The sequence below is a fragment of the Lysobacter claricitrinus genome (assembly GCF_045866565.1).
Taxonomy (GTDB): domain Bacteria; phylum Pseudomonadota; class Gammaproteobacteria; order Xanthomonadales; family Xanthomonadaceae; genus Cognatilysobacter; species Cognatilysobacter claricitrinus.
The window spans coordinates 552978-572484 of the sequence record NZ_BAAFZV010000002.1; the positions used below are offsets into that span (position 1 = coordinate 552978).

Consider the following 19507-nt stretch of genomic DNA (forward strand, 5'->3'; position numbering starts at 1 on the left):
ACAGCGCACCAATAAAAAAGGAGGCGCAGCCTGCGCTGCGCCTCCAAAAGACTCGACCCTTGGAGAGAGTGTGACGCCGCGATTACCAGTAGAACTGGACGCGCGCTTCGACGATGTTCGGATCGTCGTCCACGTCGGTGCGTGCCGTCGGGCTGTACTTGCTGCTGTTGACCTTGACGTAGTTCAGCATGAACTTGAAGTTCGAATGCCAGTACCAGTTGGCGCCGACGGTCCACGCATCCTGCTTGCCGCCGAGGATGCCGTTGACGACCGGAGCCGACGTCGGCGTCGCACCCGGCGACAGCGAACCGTCGTTCAGATCGATGTGGTCATAACGCAGGCCGAGCTGGAACATGCCCGAGGCAGGGTTGTCCGGCAGCGGGGTGGTCGGCACGCCGGCCTTGTAACCGAACTTCTCGCCGGTGATGTTCCACAGGCCCTGCAGGTAGAAACCGTCGGCGTCGTACGAACTGCCCGGCTGCGCGACGAAGCCCGTGTCGTAACGGTCGACGCTGGCCTTCATGTATTCGCCCTGCAGCTTGAACGGCCCGTTGGCGTACATGCCTTCGAGGCCGACCACCGCGATGCGGTCGGCATTGCGCATGCCGGTAGCACCGGTATCCACCAGGCGCGTGCCGGCCAGGTCGGCCAGCGGACGTGCGCGCAGGCGCAGCGTGTCGGTGTCGGTGTCGTAATCGACATACGACAGGCCCACGTGCAGGATCTGGCCACCGTCGTTGATCGGCGCCCACGTGCCGCGGAAGCCGTAGCCGTTGCCATGCGCGAGGTTGCGCGTCAGCTCACGCTCGAAGTACGCACCGGTGACAGACCAGTTGACGTCGCCGTAGCTGAACTCGCCGCCGAGACGACGCGACACGCCGAACGTATTGGTGATCGACGACTTGGCGATGAAGTCGTTGTTCTTGGTCGACGACAGCTCTTCCAGGCTGTTCGGCATCTTGAACTGGCCGAACTGGAGGAACTTGTTGGCGTCGCCGCCGAGCTTGTACTTGGCGTTGACGTCGAGCCACTTGTTGGCGCGCGCGTCGTAGCCGAGCGCCCACTCGTAGTTGCCCGGGCCCTTGCCCTTGAGCACGAGTTCCGCGCGACGCATGTCGAAGTCGTGGTCGACGCCGTCGTTGTTGTTGGCGCCGAGCGGCTGTACGTCCGCGTCGTACCAGTTGAAGTCGGCCTGTACGAGGCCTTCGAACGAGACCTCGGAATCGTGGATGACATCGATCGCGACTTCGGCGTGGGCCGCCGGCGCAGCGAGTGCGGCGAGCAGGCCGAGGGCGAGCGTGTTACGGGAGAGCTTCATGGCGGGTCCTGGGAAGGAGGAGCGCCGCGAAGGCTAGGGCGTGAAGATTGCGTAAATGTGACAGTTCCGCGGCCGCCGCCTCCGGGATGTCATCGACCGCGTTTGGCGCGCGCCGGCGCGACTTCCAATGGCGGCGCCTCGCCGGGCGTCTTGTCCGGGAAATGGCATAGATCGCGCACGATGCAGCGCGGGCAGTCGGGTACGCGTGCCTTGCAGACGTAGCGCCCGTGCAGCAGCAGCCAGTGGTGCGCGTGCTGCAGGTAGCGCTCGGGCACCACGCGGTGCAGCTCGTCCTCGACCGTGCGCACGTCCGCGCCCGGTGCCAGCCCGGTGCGGTTGGACACGCGGAAGATGTGGGTGTCGACCGCCAGCGTCATCTCGCCGAACGCGGTATTGAGCACGACGTTCGCCGTCTTGCGGCCGACGCCCGGCAACGCTTCGAGTGCCTCGCGGTCGCGCGGCACCTCGCCGCCGTGAAGGTCGATCAACTGGCTAGCCATCGCGACGACGTTCGCCGCCTTGGTGCGGTTGAAGTTGATGCCCGCGATGTAGGGCAGCAGGCCGTCGACACCGAGCCTCGCGATTGCTGCCGGTGTGTTCGCGGCCGGGAACAGCCGGCGCGTCGCCTTGTTCACGCCGACGTCGGTCATCTGCGCGGAGAGCGCAACGGCGACCAGCAATTCGTACGGGGTCGAATATTCGAGTTCGGTCGTCGGCGCCGGATTGGCGTCGCTGAGTCGCAAAAACAGCTCGTCGATCTCGGAGGGCGTCATGCGCTTCGACGGCGCGACGCGGTCGCTGCCGCCGAGCGGGCGCGGGCTCTTCGGCGTTCGCTTTGCCTCGATGCCGCCTGCAACCCTCGTCGCGACGCCGGCGGAGCGGGGCGCGCGTTTGGGAGCCGACACGCTTCGTGCGGCACTGTTCGATGTCGCGACCGACTTGTCGGCTTTTGCACGTGTCGCGCGAGCAGATGTAGCGGCCGCAAGCGACTTCGCGGGAGACGCGCTCTTTTTGATCGCCGTCCTCGGCTTCGCGGTCGCCGCGGTCGCCTTCTTCGCCGGAGCGCGCGCTGCATTCGGCTTCGCCGTCGATGCACTCCGACCCGCTGCACGCGCACGCGTCATTGCGACGGTCCTTTCGCGCGGGCCAGCGCGCGTTGCAATGCAGCCGCCGCTGCAGGTGGAAGTGTTGGCTTGGCGGTCGTTGCGGATGCAGCCGGAGGCGTCGTGCGCGCGGCTTCGCGTTCGGCTGCGCGTCGCGCGAGTCGCTGCTCGCGCGCGCGGAACCGCTCACGCGCGGCGAGCGCGAAGCGTCGGTCGTCGCGCGCGCTCAGCAATGCGGCCGTGCACGTCGGTGCGCAACCCGCGCACGCATCGATGTCGAGCAGGCCGGCAGCGATCGCGCGATCCACGTCGTCCACGCGCAGGTAGCCGACGATCGCGTGCGCGGCGGACGCCGCGTCACAACCGCAATCCGGGCAACGCGAATCGCTCACTCGCCGCTGAAGGTCGGCTTGCGGCGTTCGAGGAATGCCGACGTGCCTTCGCGCATGTCCTGCGTGGCGAACATCAGGCCGAACTGCGCGGCTTCGTATTCGAGACCTTCCTCGATGCCGCACTCGCCGCCGACGTTGATGCAGTCCAGCGCGCCGCGCAGCGCAAGCGGCGCGGAGTTCGCGAGCTGGTGCGCGACCGCCATCGTCTGCGCTTCCAGTTCGGCCGCGGGAACGACGCGATTGACGATGCCGAGTTCGCGCGCACGTTGCGCGTCGATCGGCGCGCCCAGCAGGCACAGCTCGAGCGTCGCGGCGCGACCGGCGAGGCGCAGCAGTCGCTGCGTGCCGCCGAAGCCGGGAATCAGGCCGAGGTTCACTTCCGGCTGTCCGACGCGCGCGTTGTCCGCCGCGATCCGCAGGTGGCAGCACATGGCCAGTTCGAGGCCGCCGCCCAGCGCGAACCCGTTCACCATGGCGACCACCGGCTTCGGGCTCTTCTCGACGCGCCGCATCATGCGCTGGCCGCGCAGCGAGAAGTCGCGACCCTGCGCCGGCGTGAGGCTGTTCATCTCGGCGATGTCGGCGCCGGCGACGAACGCCTTGGGGCCGGCGCCGGTCAGCACGATGGCGCGGACGGATTCGGTGGCGATCGCCTCGGCGAACGCGACGTCCAACGCGTCGAGCGTGGCGGCGTTGAGCGCGTTGAGCTTGTCCGGCCGGTTGACGGTGATGATGCGGACCGCGTCGCGGTCGGCGACGGTCACCGGCGATGCACTGCTGCTGTCGGTCATGGCGAGCCTGAATGGAAAACGGGGGAAAACGCGCCGTGAAACGAGCTGCGGAACTCGAGCGGCCGGCGGCGGTCAGAGGGTTCGGTGTCAGTGGCGGTTAAGCCCTGCCCTCAGTATCCTAGCGCGCCACTCGGGGCTGTCGACCGGTACGCGGCATAAGGGTTGTTCAACGCCGCTGCGCACGAAGCGCACCCGGCTTTCCCCATACCGGAGGTTTCACCCGATGAAGTTTCGTCTGATGGCCGTCGCTGCGGCGGCGTTTGTGGTTGCCGCTGGCGCCGCGTCCGCGCAGGACATCACGTCCGACAAGGGCAAGTTGAGCTATGCCCTTGGCTTCAAGACCGGCGCCGATGCCGCCGAACTGACCTCGCGCGGTGAGCAGCTCGACGTCAACTCGATCATCAAGGGCGTGCAGGACGCATACGCCAAGAAGCAGCCGGCGGTTCCGGTCGACCAGCTTCAGAAGGTCCTGCAGGACATGCAGGCCCGCCAGGTCGCCAAGTCCAAGGCCGAGTGGGACAAGGCTTCGGCCGATAACAAGGTCAAGAGCGACGCGTTCATCAACGCCAACAAGGCCAAGGCCGGCGTGAAGGTGTTGCCGAGCGGCGTCCAGTACCGCGTGATCGAGCCGGGCACCGGCGCCAAGCCGACGATGGCGAACACCGTGCAGCTGGAAGTGGCCGGCCCGTACGCGTTCGGCGAGCGTCCCGCGCAGGCGCGTCCAGCGCAGTCGATCCCGGCGATCAAGGTCAGCCAGATCGAAATGCCGGCGATGCGTGAAGTGATCCAGCAGATGCCGGTCGGCTCGAAGTGGGAAGTCGCACTGCCGGCCGACAAGGCCTACGGCGCCGACCCGCGCACCGGTTTCCCGCCGAACGTGGCGGTGGTGTTCGAGATCAAGCTCGTCAGCGCCAAGTAAGTCGAACCTCGTGGTTCCCCGGACGCCGGCCTCGTGCCGGCGTTCGTGTTTCCGGAGATCGACGTCTGCGAGAATCGCCCCATGAATTCACCGTTCCGCGCAGTCCTGAGTCCCTGCGTCGGCGTCTGCGAAATGGACGGCGACGGCCTTTGCGCGGGCTGCTTCCGCACGCTCGACGAGATCGCACGCTGGGGCACGATGGGCGATGACGAACGCCTGCGCGTGATGGCTACCGTGCTGCCTGCCCGCGAGGCCGATCGCGCGAATGGTTGATCCGGTCGTCGCGCGCCTGCGTCGTGCGTTACATCCGCTCGATGCGCCGCCGCGTGGCGCGTGCTGGAACCTGGTCGACCTCGACGGATTGATCGATACGGGCCCGAGCCGCGACGCCGCGGTGCTCGTCGGGCTGGTGCAGCGCGATGACGACCCGCAGGTGCTGCTGACGCGGCGCAACGACACGCTTCGCCAGCACGCCGGGCAGGTGAGTTTCCCCGGCGGCGCGCTCGATCCCGGCGACGCCGACGCGATCGCCGCCGCATTGCGCGAGACACATGAAGAAGTCGGCATCCCGCCGTCGCACATCGCGCCGCTTGGCTTCCTCGACCCGCTTGCGACGATCACCGGTTTCCGTGTCGTGCCTGTCGTGGCGATGATCGACGCCGCGTACGTCGCGCGTCCCGACCCGGCGGAAGTCGCGGACGTGTTCGAAGTCCCGCTTGCGTATCTGATGGACCCGACGAACCGCGTCGAACGCCGTTTCGACGTGCAGGGCCGCAGCCGCGTCGTCTGGGAGTACCGTTATCCCGACCAGCGCATCTGGGGCGCGACCGCCTCGATGCTGCTCAACCTGCACGACCGGCTGGAGGCGCATCGATGACCTGGACCACGCTCGTCGACGTGGACGCGCTGATCCGCGAACGCAACGCGCTCGACCGCCCGCTGGCGATCGTCGACACCCGCGTCGACCTCGCCGACCGCAGCGCGGGCGCGCGACGTTTCGCCGAGGGCCACGTGCCGTCGGCGCGTTGGGCCGATCTCGAAACCGAGCTCTCCGGGCCGCATTACCCGGGCGCAGGTCGACATCCTTGGCCGTCGGACGATGCGTTCGCCGCGACGCTCGGACGGCTCGGCATCACGCCCGCGCACCAGGTCGTGATCTACGACGATGCGCAGGGCGCGCTGGCTGCCGCGCGACTGTGGTTCATGTTGAAGGCGTGGGGCCACGACGCCGTGGCGGTGCTCGATGGCGGCTGGTCCGCGTGGCGTGCGGCGGACGGCGCGATCGAAACGGGTGATGTCGAAGCGTCTGACGTCGGCGCGTACGCGGGCGCGTTCGACCACTCGCGGCTGCTCGACACTGCCGATGTGGAAGCCGCGCTCTTAGCGGGCGATCCTGTCATCGATGCGCGCGCCGCTGAACGTTATCGCGGCGACGTCGAGCCGCTCGACCGCAAGGCCGGGCACATTCCGGGCGCAATCAATCGCCCGTTCGCGATGAATCTCGCCGACGGTCGCTTCCGTCCGGCACACGAGCTGCGCGCGGCGTTCGATGCGCTGCTTGACGGCCGCACCCCGCAGACGCTGATCGCCAGTTGCGGTTCGGGCGTGACCGCATGTCACCACCTGCTCGCGATGGAGCACGCCGGCTTGCACGGCGCGCGCCTGTACAAAGGGTCGTGGAGCGGTTGGATCGAAGACGACGCGCGGCCGATCGCGACCGGCTGATCAGCGCGACTTGCCCAGGCGTTCGAGCACCGCGCGCAGAGCGGCCTGCGTATCCGGCGAATACCACGCGGCAACGAAGCGATCGAGTTCGATGTTGCGCGGATGCAGCGCGTCGATCGCGTCCGCGCGCGCGATGGCGCGGGTGTCGAGCACGGGCTGGCGCGGCAACGCGGCGAGCGCGTGCGCCCAGTCGATCGCGCGTTGCGCGGTGTCGTCGACCGACGCGATCTCGTCGACCAGTCCGATCGCGTGCGCTTCGTCGGTGGTCGGCATCAATCCGCCCACAAGCAGGCGTTCGGCGCGATGGGCACCGACGACGCGACGCAGCAAGCGCTGTATGCCTTCGGGCGCCACCAGCCCGACCTGGGTCTCGTTGAGGCCGATTCGGAACGGTTTGGCGGGATCCGGCGAACGCGCCATGACGCGGTAGTCGCAGCAGAGCGCAAGCACGCAACCGCCGGCGGGCGCATGGCCGGCGAGCCCGACGGCGACAGGAATTGTGCTGCCCACGAGTGCGCGCGCCGCGCCGAAGAATGCTTCCCACGCGTGCATCAGGCCGGCGCGGTCGTCGCCCAGCGACATCAGGTAGGGGACGTCGAGGCCGGCCGAGAACACCGAGGGACCGCCGGTCAGCGCGATGCCGCGCGCGCCGCTCTGGCCCGCGTGCGTCACCGCATCGCGCAGCGCACCGCAGAGCTCGGGATCGAGCGCGTTCACTGGGGGACGCGCGAGCCTTATTTCGAGGATGTCGCCGTGTTCCTGCGTCTGCACCAGTGCCATGGTTCGCCTCCGAAGACCGTGCCGCAGGTTAACCGGCGGGCGCAGTGGCCGCCACGTCGCGGCCGTCGCTTCCTACAATGCGCGCATGACCCGATCCGTACCGTTCGCGCTCGTCGCGCTGCTCGCCCTCCCGTTCACCACGTCCGTAGCCGCCGTGAAGCCCGCAGCGTGCAGACCGGTCGTGCGCGATGCATGGATCCGCATGACGCCGATGATGCCCATGGGTGCCGGCTTCTTCGTCATCGACAACCGTTGCAAGGCCACGGTGACGCTGGTCGGCGCGTCGTCGCCCGGGTTCGACGACGTGTCGATGCATGAAACGCGCGTCGAGGGCGGCATCAGCAGGATGCGTCCGCTGCCGCGCGTCGACGTCGTGCCCGGCACGAACGTCGCATTCGCGGCGGGCGGCCGCCATCTGATGATGATGTCGCCGAAGAGCGACGTGCACGCGGGCGGCAAGGTGCGAGTCGAATTGAAACTCGCCGATGGCCGCACGCTGCCCGTCGACTTCGACGTTCGCAGCGCGACGCCCTAACTGCAGGCGTCGCGTACGCCCACGGGGAGCGGGGCGGAACGTCCCGTGGTGCGATCGATCCACACCATCACGACATTGCCGTCGCAATAGAGCGCGCGCGGCTCCTTCGTGTCGACGATGCGATGGCCGATGGTGAGGCTGCTGCCGCCCAGTCGTTCGACGAACAGCTCGATCACGACGTCGCCCGGCCATTCGATCGGGCGGCGATAGTTGAGATTCGACGCAGCGACCACCGGCGCGACGTGTTCGTCCAGCCCCATGCCCGGCACGCTCAGCATCCAGCGCAGGCGCGCTTCCTCGAGGTAGCTCAAGTACTTCGAGTTGTTGACGTGGTTGAACGCGTCGAGATCGCGCCAGCGCACCGACAGCGGTACGCGGATGAGCTCGCCGGGGCGAAGCGTGTCCTGTTTCATCGACGCTGCGGGGGCGGGCGTGGCGACCGCATTGGCTGGCGGCGGCGAGTCTGCGGGCGGGGGCGTCGTTGCGTCCGCAGTGGGCGGAACGTCATCGCGCAATACGCCGTCGCGCAGTTCTTCCGGGTGCGGGCGGGCGTTCGACTCGTTCACCGTCGGCGCATCTCCGCCCGACGATGCAGGCCCGGGACGCTTGCGCGAATCACTTCCCCGCTTCCTGGATTGACCGCCAGCCGCCGCGTTGGTCGCGGCCGCCATGGGCGCATCGCTCTTGCCGATGTCGTTCACCCCGCTGGCAGGCGTTGCAGCCGACGTTTCGACCGCGGCGGACTCGTCCACCTTGTTCGCGACGTTCGCCTTCGGCGCGCGCTTTGCAGGCGCGCGCTTGCGCGGCGATCGGCGGGGTTTCTTGTCGGACGAAGGCCGGGGAGGCTGGTCATTCATCGCGATGCGGTCTTGCGCTTGCGGCCGGCAGGCGGCGCGGGCGCGACAGCTTGATCGCGTCGAAGCAGCGGCGCAAGGAAGCGGCCGGTATGCGACTGCGGCATCTTCGCGATCTGCTCCGGTGTTCCGCAGCCCAGGATCGTGCCACCGCGATGCCCACCTTCGGGGCCGAGGTCGATCACCCAGTCCGCCGTCTTGATGACATCGAGGTTGTGTTCGATCACGACCACCGTGTTGCCCTCGTCGCGCAGGCGATGCAGCACGCCGAGCAACTGCTCGATGTCGGCGAAATGCAGGCCCGTGGTGGGCTCGTCGAGGATGTACAGCGTGCGGCCGGTGTCGCGCCGCGACAGTTCGCGCGACAGCTTCACGCGCTGCGCCTCGCCACCCGACAGCGTCGTCGCCGACTGGCCGAGCTTGATGTAGCTCAGCCCGACGTCCATCAACGTTTCGAGCTTGCGCGAGATCGACGGGATCGCCTCGAACAACGGCAACGCATCCTCGACGGTCATCTCGAGCACGTCGTTGATGTTGTAGCCCTTGTAGCGGATCTCCAGCGTTTCCCGGTTGTAGCGCTTGCCGCCGCAGACGTCGCAGGGCACGTACACGTCCGGCAGGAAGTGCATCTCGACCTTGATCAGGCCGTCGCCCTGGCAGGCTTCGCAGCGGCCGCCCTTGACGTTGAAGCTGAACCGGCCCGGCGCGTAGCCGCGCGAACGCGATTCCGGCACCTGCGCGAACAGCTCGCGCAAGGGCGTGAACAGGCCGGTGTACGTCGCGGGATTGCTGCGGGGCGTACGACCGATCGGCGACTGGTCGATGTCGACCACCTTGTCCCACAGCTCGATGTTCTCGTACGCGTCGTAGGCCGACGGCGACATCGAGGCGCCGTTGAGTTCGTTGGCGGCGATCGCGTACAGCGTGTCGTTGATCAGCGTCGACTTGCCCGAACCCGACACGCCGGTCACGCACGTCAACAGGCCCGCGGGAATCTCCAGGTCGACGTCGCGCAGGTTGTTCCCCTTCGCGCCGCTGAGCCGGAACATCATCGACTTGTCGGGCTTGTGGCGCTTCGCCGGCATCTCGATCCTGCGCGCGCCGCTGAGGAACTGGCCGGTCACCGATGCCGGGTTCGACATCACGTCCTGCGGCGTGCCCTGCGCAACGATCTCGCCGCCGTGCACGCCCGCGCCCGGTCCGATGTCGACGACGTAATCCGCCAGGCGGATCGCGTCCTCGTCATGCTCGACGACGATCACCGTATTGCCGAGCTCCCTCAGGCGCGTGAGCGTGCCGAGCAGTCGTTCGTTGTCCCGCTGGTGGAGGCCGATCGACGGCTCGTCGAGCACGTACATCACGCCGACCAGACCGGCACCGATCTGCGATGCGAGCCGGATGCGCTGTGCTTCGCCGCCCGAAAGCGTGTCGGCCTTGCGTTCGAGCGTGAGGTAGTCGAGGCCGACGTCGACGAGGAAGGTCAGGCGCTCGGCAATTTCCTTGACGATCTTGGTCGCGATCTCGCCGCGCCAACCGGGCAGCGACAGGCCGTGGAAGAACTGCAGCGCCTCGTCGATCGGCAGCACCACGATGTGCGCGACGTTGTGCTCACCCACGAATACGTTGCGGGCCGCGCGATTGAGACGCGCGCCACCGCATTCGGAACACGGGCGATCGCTGATGTACTTCGCCAGTTCCTCGCGCACCGCCTGCGATTCGGTTTCACGATAGCGGCGTTCCAGGTTAGGGATCACGCCTTCGAAACGGTGACGACGCTGGTAGCGGCCGCCCGAGTCGTTGACGTAGGTAAACGTCACGGCCTCGGTGCCGCTACCGAACAGCACTGCGTTCTTCGCCTTCTCGGCGAGCTGGTTCCACGGCGTGTCGACGTTGAAGCTGTAGTGTTTGGCGAGCGACTGGACCAGCTGGAAGTAGTACGTATTGCGACGATCCCAGCCGCGCACGGCGCCGGCCGAGAGCGACAGATCCGGGTGAACGACCACGCGCGACGGATCGAAGAACTGGCTGACGCCGAGGCCGTCGCAGGTCGGGCAGGCGCCGACCGGCGAGTTGAACGAGAACAGGCGCGGCTCGAGTTCGGGCAGCGAGTAATCGCAGACCGGACAGCTGAATTTCGACGAGAACAGCAGCGGCGCGAGCTTTTCGTCGTCGAGCGATTGCACGATCGCCATGCCGTCGCCGAGCTTGATCGCGGTCTCGAACGATTCGGCGAGGCGCTGCTTCAGGTCATCGCGCGGACGGAAGCGGTCGATGACGGCTTCGATCGTGTGCTTGCTGCGCAACGACAGCTTCGGCACCTCGTCGATCTCGTACAGCGCGCCGTTGACGCGCACGCGCACGAAGCCCTGCGCGCGCAGCTGGTCGAAGATCTGCGCGTGCTCGCCCTTGCGCTCGCGCACGACCGGCGCAAGAAGCATGTAGCGCTGCTCGGGATCGAGCGCCAGGGCCTGGTCGACCATCTGGCTGATGGTCTGCGCTTCCAGCGGGAATCCGTGGTCCGGGCAACGCGGAATGCCGACGCGCGCGAAGAGCAGGCGCAGGTAGTCGTAGATCTCGGTGATCGTGCCGACCGTCGAACGCGGGTTGTGCGAGGTCGACTTCTGCTCGATCGAGATCGCGGGCGACAGGCCCTCGATGTGGTCGACGTCCGGCTTCTCCATCACCGACAGGAACTGCCGTGCGTAGGCGGACAGCGATTCGACGTAGCGGCGCTGGCCCTCGGCGTAGATCGTGTCGAACGCGAGGGACGACTTGCCCGAGCCGGAAAGGCCGGTAATGACGATCAGCTTGTCGCGGGGCAGGTCGAGGTCGACGTTCTTCAGGTTGTGCGTCCGCGCGCCACGCACGCGGATGAATTCCATCGCCATCTTGGGAAAATCTCGGGCTGGGGGAGCGCCGTCGAACGGCGAACAGGAGAGCGTATCGGGACCGGAGCCCCCGGACAATTTGGTCCGCGGCGCTTGACCCGCGCGTGAGCGGGCGCGGTCGGGACGGACTGCCTGAACAGGCGAGATTGCCTGTACCCCGTCTCGCCTAGTGAGACCGGCGTCTCGGGTTCCGCGCGGGTGGGGTTGGTTGCGGTAACCCGTTGAGTCGCCTAGAATTCCGCTTCTGTCCGCTTGGGGTTCAGCGGCAGGACCACAATAACTACAGAGGAAGTCTGGTCATGTACGCAGTACTGGTCACTGGCGGTAAGCAGTACCGGGTGATGGAAGGCGAGACGCTCCGCGTCGAGCTGCTCGACGCCGACGCCGGCAGCGAAATCACCTTCGACAACGTTCTCATGCTGGGTGGTAGCGACGGCGTCACGCTGGGCGATGCGCTGAAGGGCGCGACGGTCCGTGCGAAGGTCGTCGGCCACGGCCGCGCCGACAAGATCAAGATCGTGAAGTTCCGTCGCCGCAAGCACCACCGCAAGCAGATGGGCCACCGTCAGCACTACACCGAAATCCAGATCACCGGCATTGCCGGTGGCAGCAAGAAGTAAGGAGAAGCCGCCATGGCACATAAAAAGGGCGTAGGTTCCAGCCGCAACGGTCGCGACTCCAACCCGAAGTATCTCGGCGTGAAGGTGTTCGGCGGCCAGGCGATCGAAGCTGGCAACATCATCGTGCGTCAGCGCGGCACCCAGTTCCATCCGGGTCCGGGCGTCGGCCTCGGCCGCGACCACACGCTGTTCGCGCTGGTCGACGGCAAGGTCGAGTTCTCGGTGAAGGGTCCGGCGCAGCGCCGCACCGTCAGCGTCGTCGACGCCGCGTAAGCGGGGTCCGATGCAGCGACGAGCCCCGCTTCGGCGGGGCTTTTCGTTTGCGGGGGCGGCGCATCGCGCGCCGTCCGCCGTCTTTCATTCACAATGCCCGGCCGGCTGCGCGCCGGCTCTTGCAGGTGTTTCCATGAAGCTCGTCGACGAAGCCGAAATCCAGGTCATCGCAGGCAACGGCGGTAACGGCTGCGTCGGTTTCCGCCGCGAGAAATTCATCCCGCTCGGTGGCCCCGACGGCGGTGACGGCGGCAACGGCGGCACCGTCTGGCTGGTTGCCGACGAAAACCTCAACACGCTCGTCGATTTCCGCCACCAGCGCATGTTCAAGGCGCAGCGTGGCGAGAACGGCATGGGCCGGCAGATGTACGGCAAGGCCGGCGACGACCTGGTCGTGACGGTGCCGGTCGGCACGGTCATCACCAACGTCGAGACGGACGAAGTCATCGGCGACCTGACGCGCCACGGCCAGCGACTGCTGGTCGCGCAGGGCGGCAAGGGCGGACTCGGCAACATGCATTTCAAGAGTTCGATCACCCGCGCCCCGCGCAAGGCGCTGCCCGGCCTGCCGGGCGAGCAGCGCGTGCTGAAGCTCGAGCTCAAGCTGCTCGCCGACGTCGGTCTGCTCGGTTTTCCGAACGCGGGCAAGAGCACGTTCATCCGCGCGGTGTCGGCGGCGACGCCGAAGGTGGCGGACTATCCGTTCACCACGCTCTATCCCAATCTCGGCGTGGTCAGCGTCGAGCCACACCGCAGCTTCGTCATCGCCGACATTCCCGGCCTGATCGAAGGCGCCGCCGATGGCGCGGGCCTGGGCGCGCAGTTCCTGCGCCACCTGCAGCGCACGCGTTTGCTGCTGCACCTCGTCGACATCGCGCCGATGGAGGGCGGTGTCGAAGGTGTCATGCCGGCCGAGCAGGTGCGCGCGATCGAGCGGGAGCTCGGCAAGCACGACCCCGAACTGCTCGCGAAGCCGCGGTGGCTCGTGCTCAACAAGGCCGACCTGCTTCTCGACGAAGAGCGCGACGAACTCGTGCGCGACATCATCGCGGAACTCGGCTGGACGGATCGTTCCTACGTGGCATCGGCGATCGGCCGAGAAGGCACGTGGCCGATCATGAAGGACGTCATGGCGTTCTTCGATCGCCAGCGCGAGGACGCCGCGGAGGCGCTGCGCGACGATGAGCATCGCCGCGCCGATGACGCGGACGCGCCGTCGGCTTGATGCAACGACGCGCCGTCATGTCGGTTACGGATGCACGCGGACGAGCGTCGTCGACGCGGTGGCTCCTCGCTGCTGACACGTCGCGCGCGCGCGGAGATGGTGTTGCGCCTGCTATCTGCGCGCCCGGCGTCGACCGCAAGTCTCGGGCACAAAAAAACCCGGCCGGAGCCGGGTTTTTTCGTCACCTCGCAAAGGACTCAGGCAGCAGCCTTGAGCGCCTTGATGCGGGCGTTGAGGCGGCTCTTGTGGCGAGCAGCCTTGTTCTTGTGGATCAGGCCGCGCGAGCTGAAACGGTCGAGCAGCGGCTGGGCCGACGCGAAAGCGGCTTCGGCACCCGCGGCGTCGTTGGCGTGAAGGGCCTTGAGGACCTTCTTGACGGAGGTGCGGAGCATCGAGCGCTGGCTGGCGTTGCGCATGTTGCGCACGACCGTCTGCTTGGCGCGCTTCTTGGCGGACTTGATGTTGGCCACGGCGGTTTCCTGGAAGTCTTGATGGAGCGGCTGTCCGGGAGACAGCACGTTAGGGAGGGAAAGGTGGGTACAGACAGACCGGAAAGTATGGCGGTTTCAATGGGTTGCGTCAACGTGGCGTGGAGACAGGCGGCATGAGCAAGCCGAAGATGCTGCGCGGGCTGCTCTCGTTCAGCAGCATGACGATGGTCAGCCGCGTCCTGGGCCTGGTCCGGGACATCGCGATCACCACTGTCTTCGGCGCTTCCGCCGCGACCGACGCATTCATGATCGCCTTCCGCGTGCCCAACTTCATGCGGCGGCTGTTCGCGGAAGGCTCGTTCTCGACCGCCTTCGTCCCGGTGTTCACCGAGGTCAAGGAAACCCGGCCGCATGCCGAGCTGAAAGAGCTGACGTCCCGCGTCTCCGGAACGCTGGCCGGCGTGCTGATGCTGATTACTGCGCTGGGGCTCATCTTCACCCCGCAGGTGGCGATGCTGTTCAACCTCGGTGTCTCGTCCCACGACACCGGCAAATACGCGCTCACGATCGATCTGCTGCGCCTGACGTTCCCGTTCATCCTGTTCGTATCGCTGACGGCCCTTGCGGGCGGCGCGCTGAACAGCTTCCACAAGTTCGCGATCCCCGCGCTGACGCCGGTCATCCTCAACCTCTGCATGATCGCCGGCGCGCTGTGGCTGGCGCCGAAGCTCGAGGTGCCGATCATGGCGCTGGGCTGGGCGGTGCTGGCGGCCGGCGTTCTCCAGTTGCTGTTCCAGCTGCCGTCGCTGGCCAGGCTCGATCTTCTGACCATGCCGAGATGGGGCTGGGCGCACCCCGGCGTGCGCAAGGTCGTCGGGCTGATGGTTCCGACGCTGTTCGGAGCGTCCGTCGCGCAGATCAACCTGCTGTTCGACACCGCCGTCGCGAGCCTGCTGTTCGTCGGTTCGCAGACGTGGCTATCGCTGGCCGACCGCTTCCTCGAGCTGCCCCTCGGGTTGTTCGGTGTCGCGCTCGGCACCGTCATCCTGCCGTCGTTGTCGCGGCACCACGTGCAAGCCGACCGTGAAGGATTTTCTCGCGCCTTCGACTGGGGCCTGCGCACCACGTTGTTGATCGTCCTGCCGGCCGGCGTCGGGTTGATGCTGCTGTCGAACGCGCTCGTGGCAACCGCCTTCCAATACCGCGAGTTCAAGGCGTTCGACACCCACATGACCGCGATGTCGGTGTTCGGCCTGAGCTTCGGCCTGCCGGCCTTCGCACTGCTGAAGATCGTGCTGCCAGCCTTCTATGCGCGTCAGGACACCAAGACCCCGGTGCGCGCCGGCGTGGCGTCGCTGGTGGCCAACATGGCCTTCAGCGCCGCGATCATCGGGCTGCTTTACGTCCTCTGGGTGCCGCCGGAGACGCGCGCCAAGGGGCTATGGGTCGCACTGGCGACGACTCCGGGCCTGCATCTGGCGCTCGGATTGGCGAGCGCGGCCGCCAGCTACCTCAACCTCGGTCTGCTGTGGCATTGGCTGCGCAAGGCCGGCGTCTACGAGCGCCAGCCGGGGTGGGGCGTCTATCTGACGCGCCTAGCCGTTGCCTGCGCGGCGATGGCGATCGCGGTGATCGCGGGGCTGCATGTGCTGCCCGACTTCACGCTGGCGTCGAGAAATCACCGCATTGCGGGTCTCGCGGCGCTGGTCGCGGGCGGAGCCGTCGTCTACGGCGTCTCGTTGCTCGCCATGGGGTTCCGTCCGCGCGATCTGCGCGAGCACTGAGCCGGCCGGTAGCGGCCGGCTGGCTATACTTCAAATGATGAGCAGGCTGTTTCGAGACGTCGACCGCGGGATTCTCGTCCCGCAGGGAAGCGTGGTCTGCATCGGCGCATTCGACGGCCTGCACCTGGGGCATCAGGCGCTGGTGCGCCGCGCCGTCTCGCGTGCGCGCGAACTCGGCGTATCGGCGGTAGCCGTGACGTTCGATCCGCTGCCACGCGAGTTCTTCGCACGCGATGTCGCGCCTGCGCGTCTCATGTCCACGCGCTCGCGCATCGACGCGCTGTACGCGATGGGCATCGACGACGTGGTGTTGTTGCGTTTCGACGCACGCCTGAGCGCGATGTCGGCCGTCGATTTCGTCCGCACGGTGCTTGTGGACGCACTGCGGGCACGCGAAGTCTGGGTCGGACCCGATTTCCGCTTCGGCCGTGGCCGCACAGGCGACCTCGCGCTGCTGTGCGACGCCGGCTCGCGCTTCGGCTTCGGCGCGCATTCGATCGAGCCGGTCGATGCCGCGGGTACGCGCGCCTCAAGCACCCGCATCCGCGACGCGCTCGCGGACGGTCGCTTTAGCGATGCCGCGGTCGCGCTCGGACGCCCGTATCTGATCGAAAGTCGCGTCGTGCGTGGCAAGCAGCTCGGCCGGACGCTCGGCTATCCGACCGCGAACCTGCGCCTGCCACAGGGCAGGCCGCCGCTGTCCGGCATTTTCGCCACGCGCGTGCACGGTCTCGGGCCCACGCCGCTCGCGTCGGTATCGAGCCTCGGCACGCGTCCGACGGTCGGCGGAGTTGAGCCGCTGCTGGAAACCCATATCTTTGATTTCGATGCGGACCTCTACACCCGCCGCATCGGCATCGAATTCGTCGCCAAGCTGCGCGACGAGCTCAAGTTCGACGGACTTCCCGCTCTGGTCGCGCAGATGGATCGCGACGCGGCCCAGGCGCGCGACATCCTGTCTCCCACGCACACCCGACGGACCGCCTGACCCGTGACCGACCGCGACACGCCCGACGCCAACCCGTACAAGGCCACGTTGCACCTGCCAGCGACGGACTTCCCCATGCGCGGCGACCTGCCCAAGCGCGAGCCGCAGACGCTCGCGCGCTGGGAGTCCGAGAATCTCTACGCGCGAATTCGCGAGCAGGTGGGCGGTCGCGACAAGTCCTTCGTGCTGCACGACGGCCCGCCGTACGCGAACGGCGTCATCCACATCGGGCACGCCGTCAACAAGGTGCTGAAGGACATCGTCGTCAAGTCGCGCCTGCTTGATGGCTTCGATGCACCGTACGTGCCGGGCTGGGACTGCCACGGCCTGCCGATCGAAGTCGCGGTCGAGAAGAAGCACGGCAAGGTGGGCGACAAGCTCGACGCCGCGCAGTTCCGCCAGAAGTGCCGCGAATACGCCGCGGAGCAGATCGACCTGCAGCGTCGCGACTTCAAGCGCCTTGGCGTGCTCGGCGACTGGGACAAGCCCTATCGCACGATGGATTTCCGCTACGAAGCGGACATGCTCCGTTCGCTCGCGAAGATCGTCGAGCGCGGGCACATCGTGCGTGGCGCGAAGCCCGTGCACTGGTGCTTCGACTGCGGTTCCGCGCTGGCGGAAGCGGAGATCGAATACGCCGACAAGAAGTCGCCAGCGATCGACGTCGCCTACCTCGCGCGTGATCCGCAGGCGCTCGCGCGCGTGTTCGGTGTCGACATCGCGGCGGGTGTCGAAGTGGCGGTGCCGATCTGGACGACGACACCGTGGACGCTTCCCGCGAGCCTTGCCGTCTCCATCGGTCCCGAACTCGAGTACTCGCTGGTCGAAGGTCCGGTTGGTCCGAACGGCCCCCGGCTGCTCGTGCTTGCGAGCGCGCTCAGCGACCGGGCGCTCAAGCGCTACGGCGTCGATGAGCCGCGCGTCCTGGGCAAGTCGGTCGGCGCGCCTATGGAAGGCCTGGTGCTCGCGCATCCATTCTACGAGCGCGACATCCCGTTGCTGCTTGGGGACCATGTGTCCGCCGAGGACGGCACCGGCGCGGTGCACACCGCGCCCGGTCATGGCCAGGAAGACTTCGCGGTCAGCCAGAAGTACGGCCTGATCGACAAATACAGCGCCGCGCAGATGAATCCGGTCGACTCGCGCGGCCGTTACCTGCCCGGCACGCCGCCCGCAGGCGATAGCGAGCTTGCTGGCGTGCATGTGTGGAAGGCGAACGACGTCATCGTCGACGCCGTGCGCGGCAACGGCCTTCTGCTGGCCGCCCATGTCGTCGAACACAGCTATCCGCATTGCTGGCGCCACAAGACGCCGGTGATCTTCCGTGCGACGCCGCAGTGGTTCATCTCGATGGAGCAGGCGAACCTGCGCAGCCACGCGCTGGATGCGATCAAGAGCGTCGGCTGGTTCCCGGAATGGGGCGAGGCGCGCATCGCCGGCATGATCGAAGGCCGTCCCGACTGGTGCATCAGTCGCCAGCGCACGTGGGGCGTGCCGATCGCGTTGTTGATCCATCGCGTCACGCGAGAGCCGCATCCGCGTTCGGCCGAGCTCATGCGCGCGGTCGCCACGCGCGTGGAAGCCGCGGGTGTCGATGCGTGGTACGACTGCGACGCCAGCGAATTGCTGGGCGCGGAAGCGGCCGATTACGAGAAGGTCACCGACATCCTCGACGTCTGGTTCGACTCGGGCGTCACGCACGAATGCGTGCTCGCGCAGCGTCCGGAAGACGGGCTGCGCAAGCCGGCTGACCTGTATCTCGAGGGCTCGGACCAGCATCGCGGCTGGTTCCAGTCGTCGCTGCTGACCGGCGTTGCGATGGACGGCGTCGCGCCCTATCGACAGGTGCTCACGCACGGCTTCACTGTCGATGCGCAGGGCAAGAAGATGTCGAAGTCGATCGGCAACACGGTTGAACCGCAGAAGGTCATCGACCAGATGGGCGCCGATGTTCTGCGTCTGTGGATCGCGTCGACCGACTATCGCGGCGAGATCGCGGTGTCCGACGAGATCCTCAAGCGTTCTGGCGATGTGTACCGCCGTTTGCGCAACACGGCGCGTTTCCTGCTCGCCAATCTCGACGGCTTCGATCCTGCGCAGCACGTGCAGGCGCCGGAGTCGATGGTCGCGCTCGACCGATGGATCGTGCATCGCGCCTATGACGTGCAGCAGAAACTGGCCGCCGCGTACGCGCGTTACGACTTCGCGGAAGTGGTGCAGACGCTCGCGAATTTCTGCAGCGTCGACCTGGGTTCGCTGTATCTCGACGTCACCAAGGACCGCGTCTACACGATGCCGGAGGATTCGGCCGGACGTCGGTCCGTGCAGACCGCGATGTTCCACATCGCCGAAGCGTTCGTGCGCTGGATCGCGCCCATCCTGACGTTCACCGCCGACGAGATGTGGCGCTTCCTGCCGGCGACGACGGCTGGCGGTGCGCGCGCCGACAACGTGCTGTTCGTCACGTGGTACGACGGCCTCGCGCCGCTGGCCGCCGATGCACTGATCGACGCCGCACGCTTCGATCGTCTGCTCGTGTTGCGCGAGCAGGTCAGCCGCACGCTCGAACCGATGCGCGCGGCCGGTGAGATCGGCGCAGCGCTCGAGGCGGAAATCGCGATCGCGGCGAAGCCGGACGAGCTCGCGTGGCTGCGCGAGATGCAGGATGAGCTGCGTTTCCTGTTCATCAGCGGCGACGTGACCGTGGGCGAGGGCGGCGGTGAAGTCACTGCGCGCAAGACCGAAAAGCCGAAGTGCGCGCGATGCTGGCAGTACCGCGCGGATGTCGGTGCGGTGCTCGCGCATCCGACGATCTGCACGCGCTGCGCGGGCAACGTCGATGGCGCACCTGAAATCCGCCGCTGGTTCTGATCGGCGGCCA

At 67.3% G+C, this 19507-nt stretch carries 17 protein-coding genes and 1 pseudogene; 10 read left to right on the forward strand and 8 right to left on the reverse strand.

Annotated features, from left to right (window positions below):
- Window positions 1-82: 82 nt before the first annotated feature.
- The 4 genes from ACKTTN_RS07450 to ACKTTN_RS07465 form a co-directional block, all read right to left on the reverse strand.
- The gene (locus ACKTTN_RS07450; protein WP_407909240.1) at window positions 83-1318 is read right to left on the reverse strand and encodes an OprO/OprP family phosphate-selective porin; all 1236 of its coding nucleotides are present in this window, start codon (window positions 1316-1318) and stop codon (window positions 83-85) included.
- Between the two features lie 89 nt (window positions 1319-1407).
- On the reverse strand, window positions 1408-2091 hold the full coding sequence (gene nth, locus ACKTTN_RS07455) for an endonuclease III (protein WP_407909241.1): 684 nt from the start codon (window positions 2089-2091) through the stop codon (window positions 1408-1410).
- A gap of 347 nt (window positions 2092-2438) precedes the next feature.
- Complete coding sequence (locus ACKTTN_RS07460; protein WP_407910035.1) at window positions 2439-2756, reverse strand: hypothetical protein; 318 nt, start codon at window positions 2754-2756, stop codon at window positions 2439-2441.
- 53 nt (window positions 2757-2809) lie between these two features.
- Window positions 2810-3604: an enoyl-CoA hydratase/isomerase family protein gene (locus ACKTTN_RS07465; protein ID WP_407909242.1), complete on the reverse strand. Its 795-nt coding sequence runs from the start codon at window positions 3602-3604 to the stop codon at window positions 2810-2812.
- A gap of 223 nt (window positions 3605-3827) precedes the next feature.
- Between ACKTTN_RS07465 and ACKTTN_RS07470 the strand changes: the two genes are divergently transcribed.
- From ACKTTN_RS07470 to ACKTTN_RS07480, 3 genes and pseudogenes are all read left to right on the forward strand, one after another.
- Window positions 3828-4523: an FKBP-type peptidyl-prolyl cis-trans isomerase N-terminal domain-containing protein gene (locus ACKTTN_RS07470; RefSeq protein WP_407909243.1), complete on the forward strand. Its 696-nt coding sequence runs from the start codon at window positions 3828-3830 to the stop codon at window positions 4521-4523.
- Between the two features lie 81 nt (window positions 4524-4604).
- Window positions 4605-5400: pseudogene (locus tag ACKTTN_RS07475) on the forward strand (CoA pyrophosphatase).
- Entirely contained in the window at window positions 5397-6248 is an 852-nt protein-coding gene (locus ACKTTN_RS07480; RefSeq protein WP_407909244.1) for a sulfurtransferase, read from the forward strand. Before ACKTTN_RS07475 ends, ACKTTN_RS07480 begins: the two are co-directional and overlap by 4 nt.
- On the opposite strand, the gene ACKTTN_RS07485 is transcribed toward ACKTTN_RS07480, so the two are convergent.
- On the reverse strand, window positions 6249-7028 hold the full coding sequence (locus ACKTTN_RS07485; RefSeq protein WP_407909245.1) for an enoyl-CoA hydratase/isomerase family protein: 780 nt from the start codon (window positions 7026-7028) through the stop codon (window positions 6249-6251).
- A gap of 85 nt (window positions 7029-7113) precedes the next feature.
- Between ACKTTN_RS07485 and ACKTTN_RS07490 the strand changes: the two genes are divergently transcribed.
- Window positions 7114-7563 carry a copper chaperone PCu(A)C gene (locus ACKTTN_RS07490; protein ID WP_407909246.1) on the forward strand — a complete coding sequence of 150 codons (450 nt, stop codon included), beginning with the start codon at window positions 7114-7116 and terminating at the stop codon, window positions 7561-7563.
- On the opposite strand, the gene ACKTTN_RS07495 is transcribed toward ACKTTN_RS07490, so the two are convergent.
- Window positions 7560-7976 (reverse strand): acyl-CoA thioesterase, encoded by a 417-nt coding sequence (locus tag ACKTTN_RS07495; RefSeq protein WP_407910036.1) that lies wholly within the window; start codon window positions 7974-7976, stop codon window positions 7560-7562. The genes ACKTTN_RS07490 and ACKTTN_RS07495 overlap by 4 nt on opposite strands.
- Window positions 7977-8416: 440 nt before the next feature.
- Window positions 8417-11305: an excinuclease ABC subunit UvrA gene (gene uvrA / locus ACKTTN_RS07500; RefSeq protein ID WP_456237283.1), complete on the reverse strand. Its 2889-nt coding sequence runs from the start codon at window positions 11303-11305 to the stop codon at window positions 8417-8419.
- Window positions 11306-11604: 299 nt separating this feature from the next.
- Here uvrA and rplU point away from each other — a divergent pair, with 299 nt between their 5' ends.
- From rplU to cgtA, 3 genes are all read left to right on the forward strand, one after another.
- Window positions 11605-11925: a 50S ribosomal protein L21 gene (gene rplU / locus ACKTTN_RS07505; RefSeq protein ID WP_407909247.1), complete on the forward strand. Its 321-nt coding sequence runs from the start codon at window positions 11605-11607 to the stop codon at window positions 11923-11925.
- A gap of 12 nt (window positions 11926-11937) precedes the next feature.
- Entirely contained in the window at window positions 11938-12198 is a 261-nt protein-coding gene (rpmA, locus tag ACKTTN_RS07510) for a 50S ribosomal protein L27 (RefSeq protein WP_407909248.1), read from the forward strand.
- A gap of 133 nt (window positions 12199-12331) precedes the next feature.
- Complete coding sequence (gene cgtA, locus ACKTTN_RS07515; RefSeq protein ID WP_407909249.1) at window positions 12332-13423, forward strand: Obg family GTPase CgtA; 1092 nt, start codon at window positions 12332-12334, stop codon at window positions 13421-13423.
- A gap of 197 nt (window positions 13424-13620) precedes the next feature.
- Here cgtA and rpsT read toward each other — a convergent pair whose 3' ends face one another.
- Complete coding sequence (gene rpsT, locus ACKTTN_RS07520) at window positions 13621-13893, reverse strand: 30S ribosomal protein S20 (protein WP_027082894.1); 273 nt, start codon at window positions 13891-13893, stop codon at window positions 13621-13623.
- A gap of 149 nt (window positions 13894-14042) precedes the next feature.
- Here rpsT and murJ point away from each other — a divergent pair, with 149 nt between their 5' ends.
- The 3 genes from murJ (at window position 14043) to ileS (ending at window position 19497) form a co-directional block, all read left to right on the forward strand.
- Complete coding sequence (gene murJ / locus ACKTTN_RS07525; protein WP_407910037.1) at window positions 14043-15638, forward strand: murein biosynthesis integral membrane protein MurJ; 1596 nt, start codon at window positions 14043-14045, stop codon at window positions 15636-15638.
- Window positions 15639-15675: 37 nt separating this feature from the next.
- Entirely contained in the window at window positions 15676-16626 is a 951-nt protein-coding gene (locus tag ACKTTN_RS07530; RefSeq protein ID WP_407909250.1) for a bifunctional riboflavin kinase/FAD synthetase, read from the forward strand.
- Between the two features lie 75 nt (window positions 16627-16701).
- A complete protein-coding gene (gene ileS, locus ACKTTN_RS07535) occupies window positions 16702-19497 on the forward strand; it encodes an isoleucine--tRNA ligase (protein ID WP_407910038.1) in 2796 nt (931 codons plus the stop codon).
- Window positions 19498-19507 lie beyond the last annotated feature (10 nt).

Coding starts and splice junctions, on each gene's coding strand:
- nth (WP_407909241.1), bottom strand. CDS start 2,091: ATGACGCCCTCCGAGATCGACGAGCTGTTTTTGCGACTCAGCGACGCC.
- ACKTTN_RS07465 (WP_407909242.1), bottom strand. CDS start 3,604: ATGACCGACAGCAGCAGTGCATCGCCGGTGACCGTCGCCGACCGCGAC.
- ileS (WP_407910038.1), top strand. CDS start 16,702: ATGCGCGGCGACCTGCCCAAGCGCGAGCCGCAGACGCTCGCGCGCTGG.
- ACKTTN_RS07470 (WP_407909243.1), top strand. CDS start 3,828: ATGAAGTTTCGTCTGATGGCCGTCGCTGCGGCGGCGTTTGTGGTTGCC.
- ACKTTN_RS07450 (WP_407909240.1), bottom strand. CDS start 1,318: ATGAAGCTCTCCCGTAACACGCTCGCCCTCGGCCTGCTCGCCGCACTC.
- uvrA (WP_456237283.1), bottom strand. CDS start 11,305: ATGGCGATGGAATTCATCCGCGTGCGTGGCGCGCGGACGCACAACCTG.
- ACKTTN_RS07480 (WP_407909244.1), top strand. CDS start 5,397: ATGACCTGGACCACGCTCGTCGACGTGGACGCGCTGATCCGCGAACGC.
- rpmA (WP_407909248.1), top strand. CDS start 11,938: ATGGCACATAAAAAGGGCGTAGGTTCCAGCCGCAACGGTCGCGACTCC.
- ACKTTN_RS07495 (WP_407910036.1), bottom strand. CDS start 7,976: ATGAAACAGGACACGCTTCGCCCCGGCGAGCTCATCCGCGTACCGCTG.
- rplU (WP_407909247.1), top strand. CDS start 11,605: ATGTACGCAGTACTGGTCACTGGCGGTAAGCAGTACCGGGTGATGGAA.
- ACKTTN_RS07485 (WP_407909245.1), bottom strand. CDS start 7,028: ATGGCACTGGTGCAGACGCAGGAACACGGCGACATCCTCGAAATAAGG.
- ACKTTN_RS07530 (WP_407909250.1), top strand. CDS start 15,676: ATGAGCAGGCTGTTTCGAGACGTCGACCGCGGGATTCTCGTCCCGCAG.
- ACKTTN_RS07490 (WP_407909246.1), top strand. CDS start 7,114: ATGACCCGATCCGTACCGTTCGCGCTCGTCGCGCTGCTCGCCCTCCCG.
- cgtA (WP_407909249.1), top strand. CDS start 12,332: ATGAAGCTCGTCGACGAAGCCGAAATCCAGGTCATCGCAGGCAACGGC.
- murJ (WP_407910037.1), top strand. CDS start 14,043: ATGCTGCGCGGGCTGCTCTCGTTCAGCAGCATGACGATGGTCAGCCGC.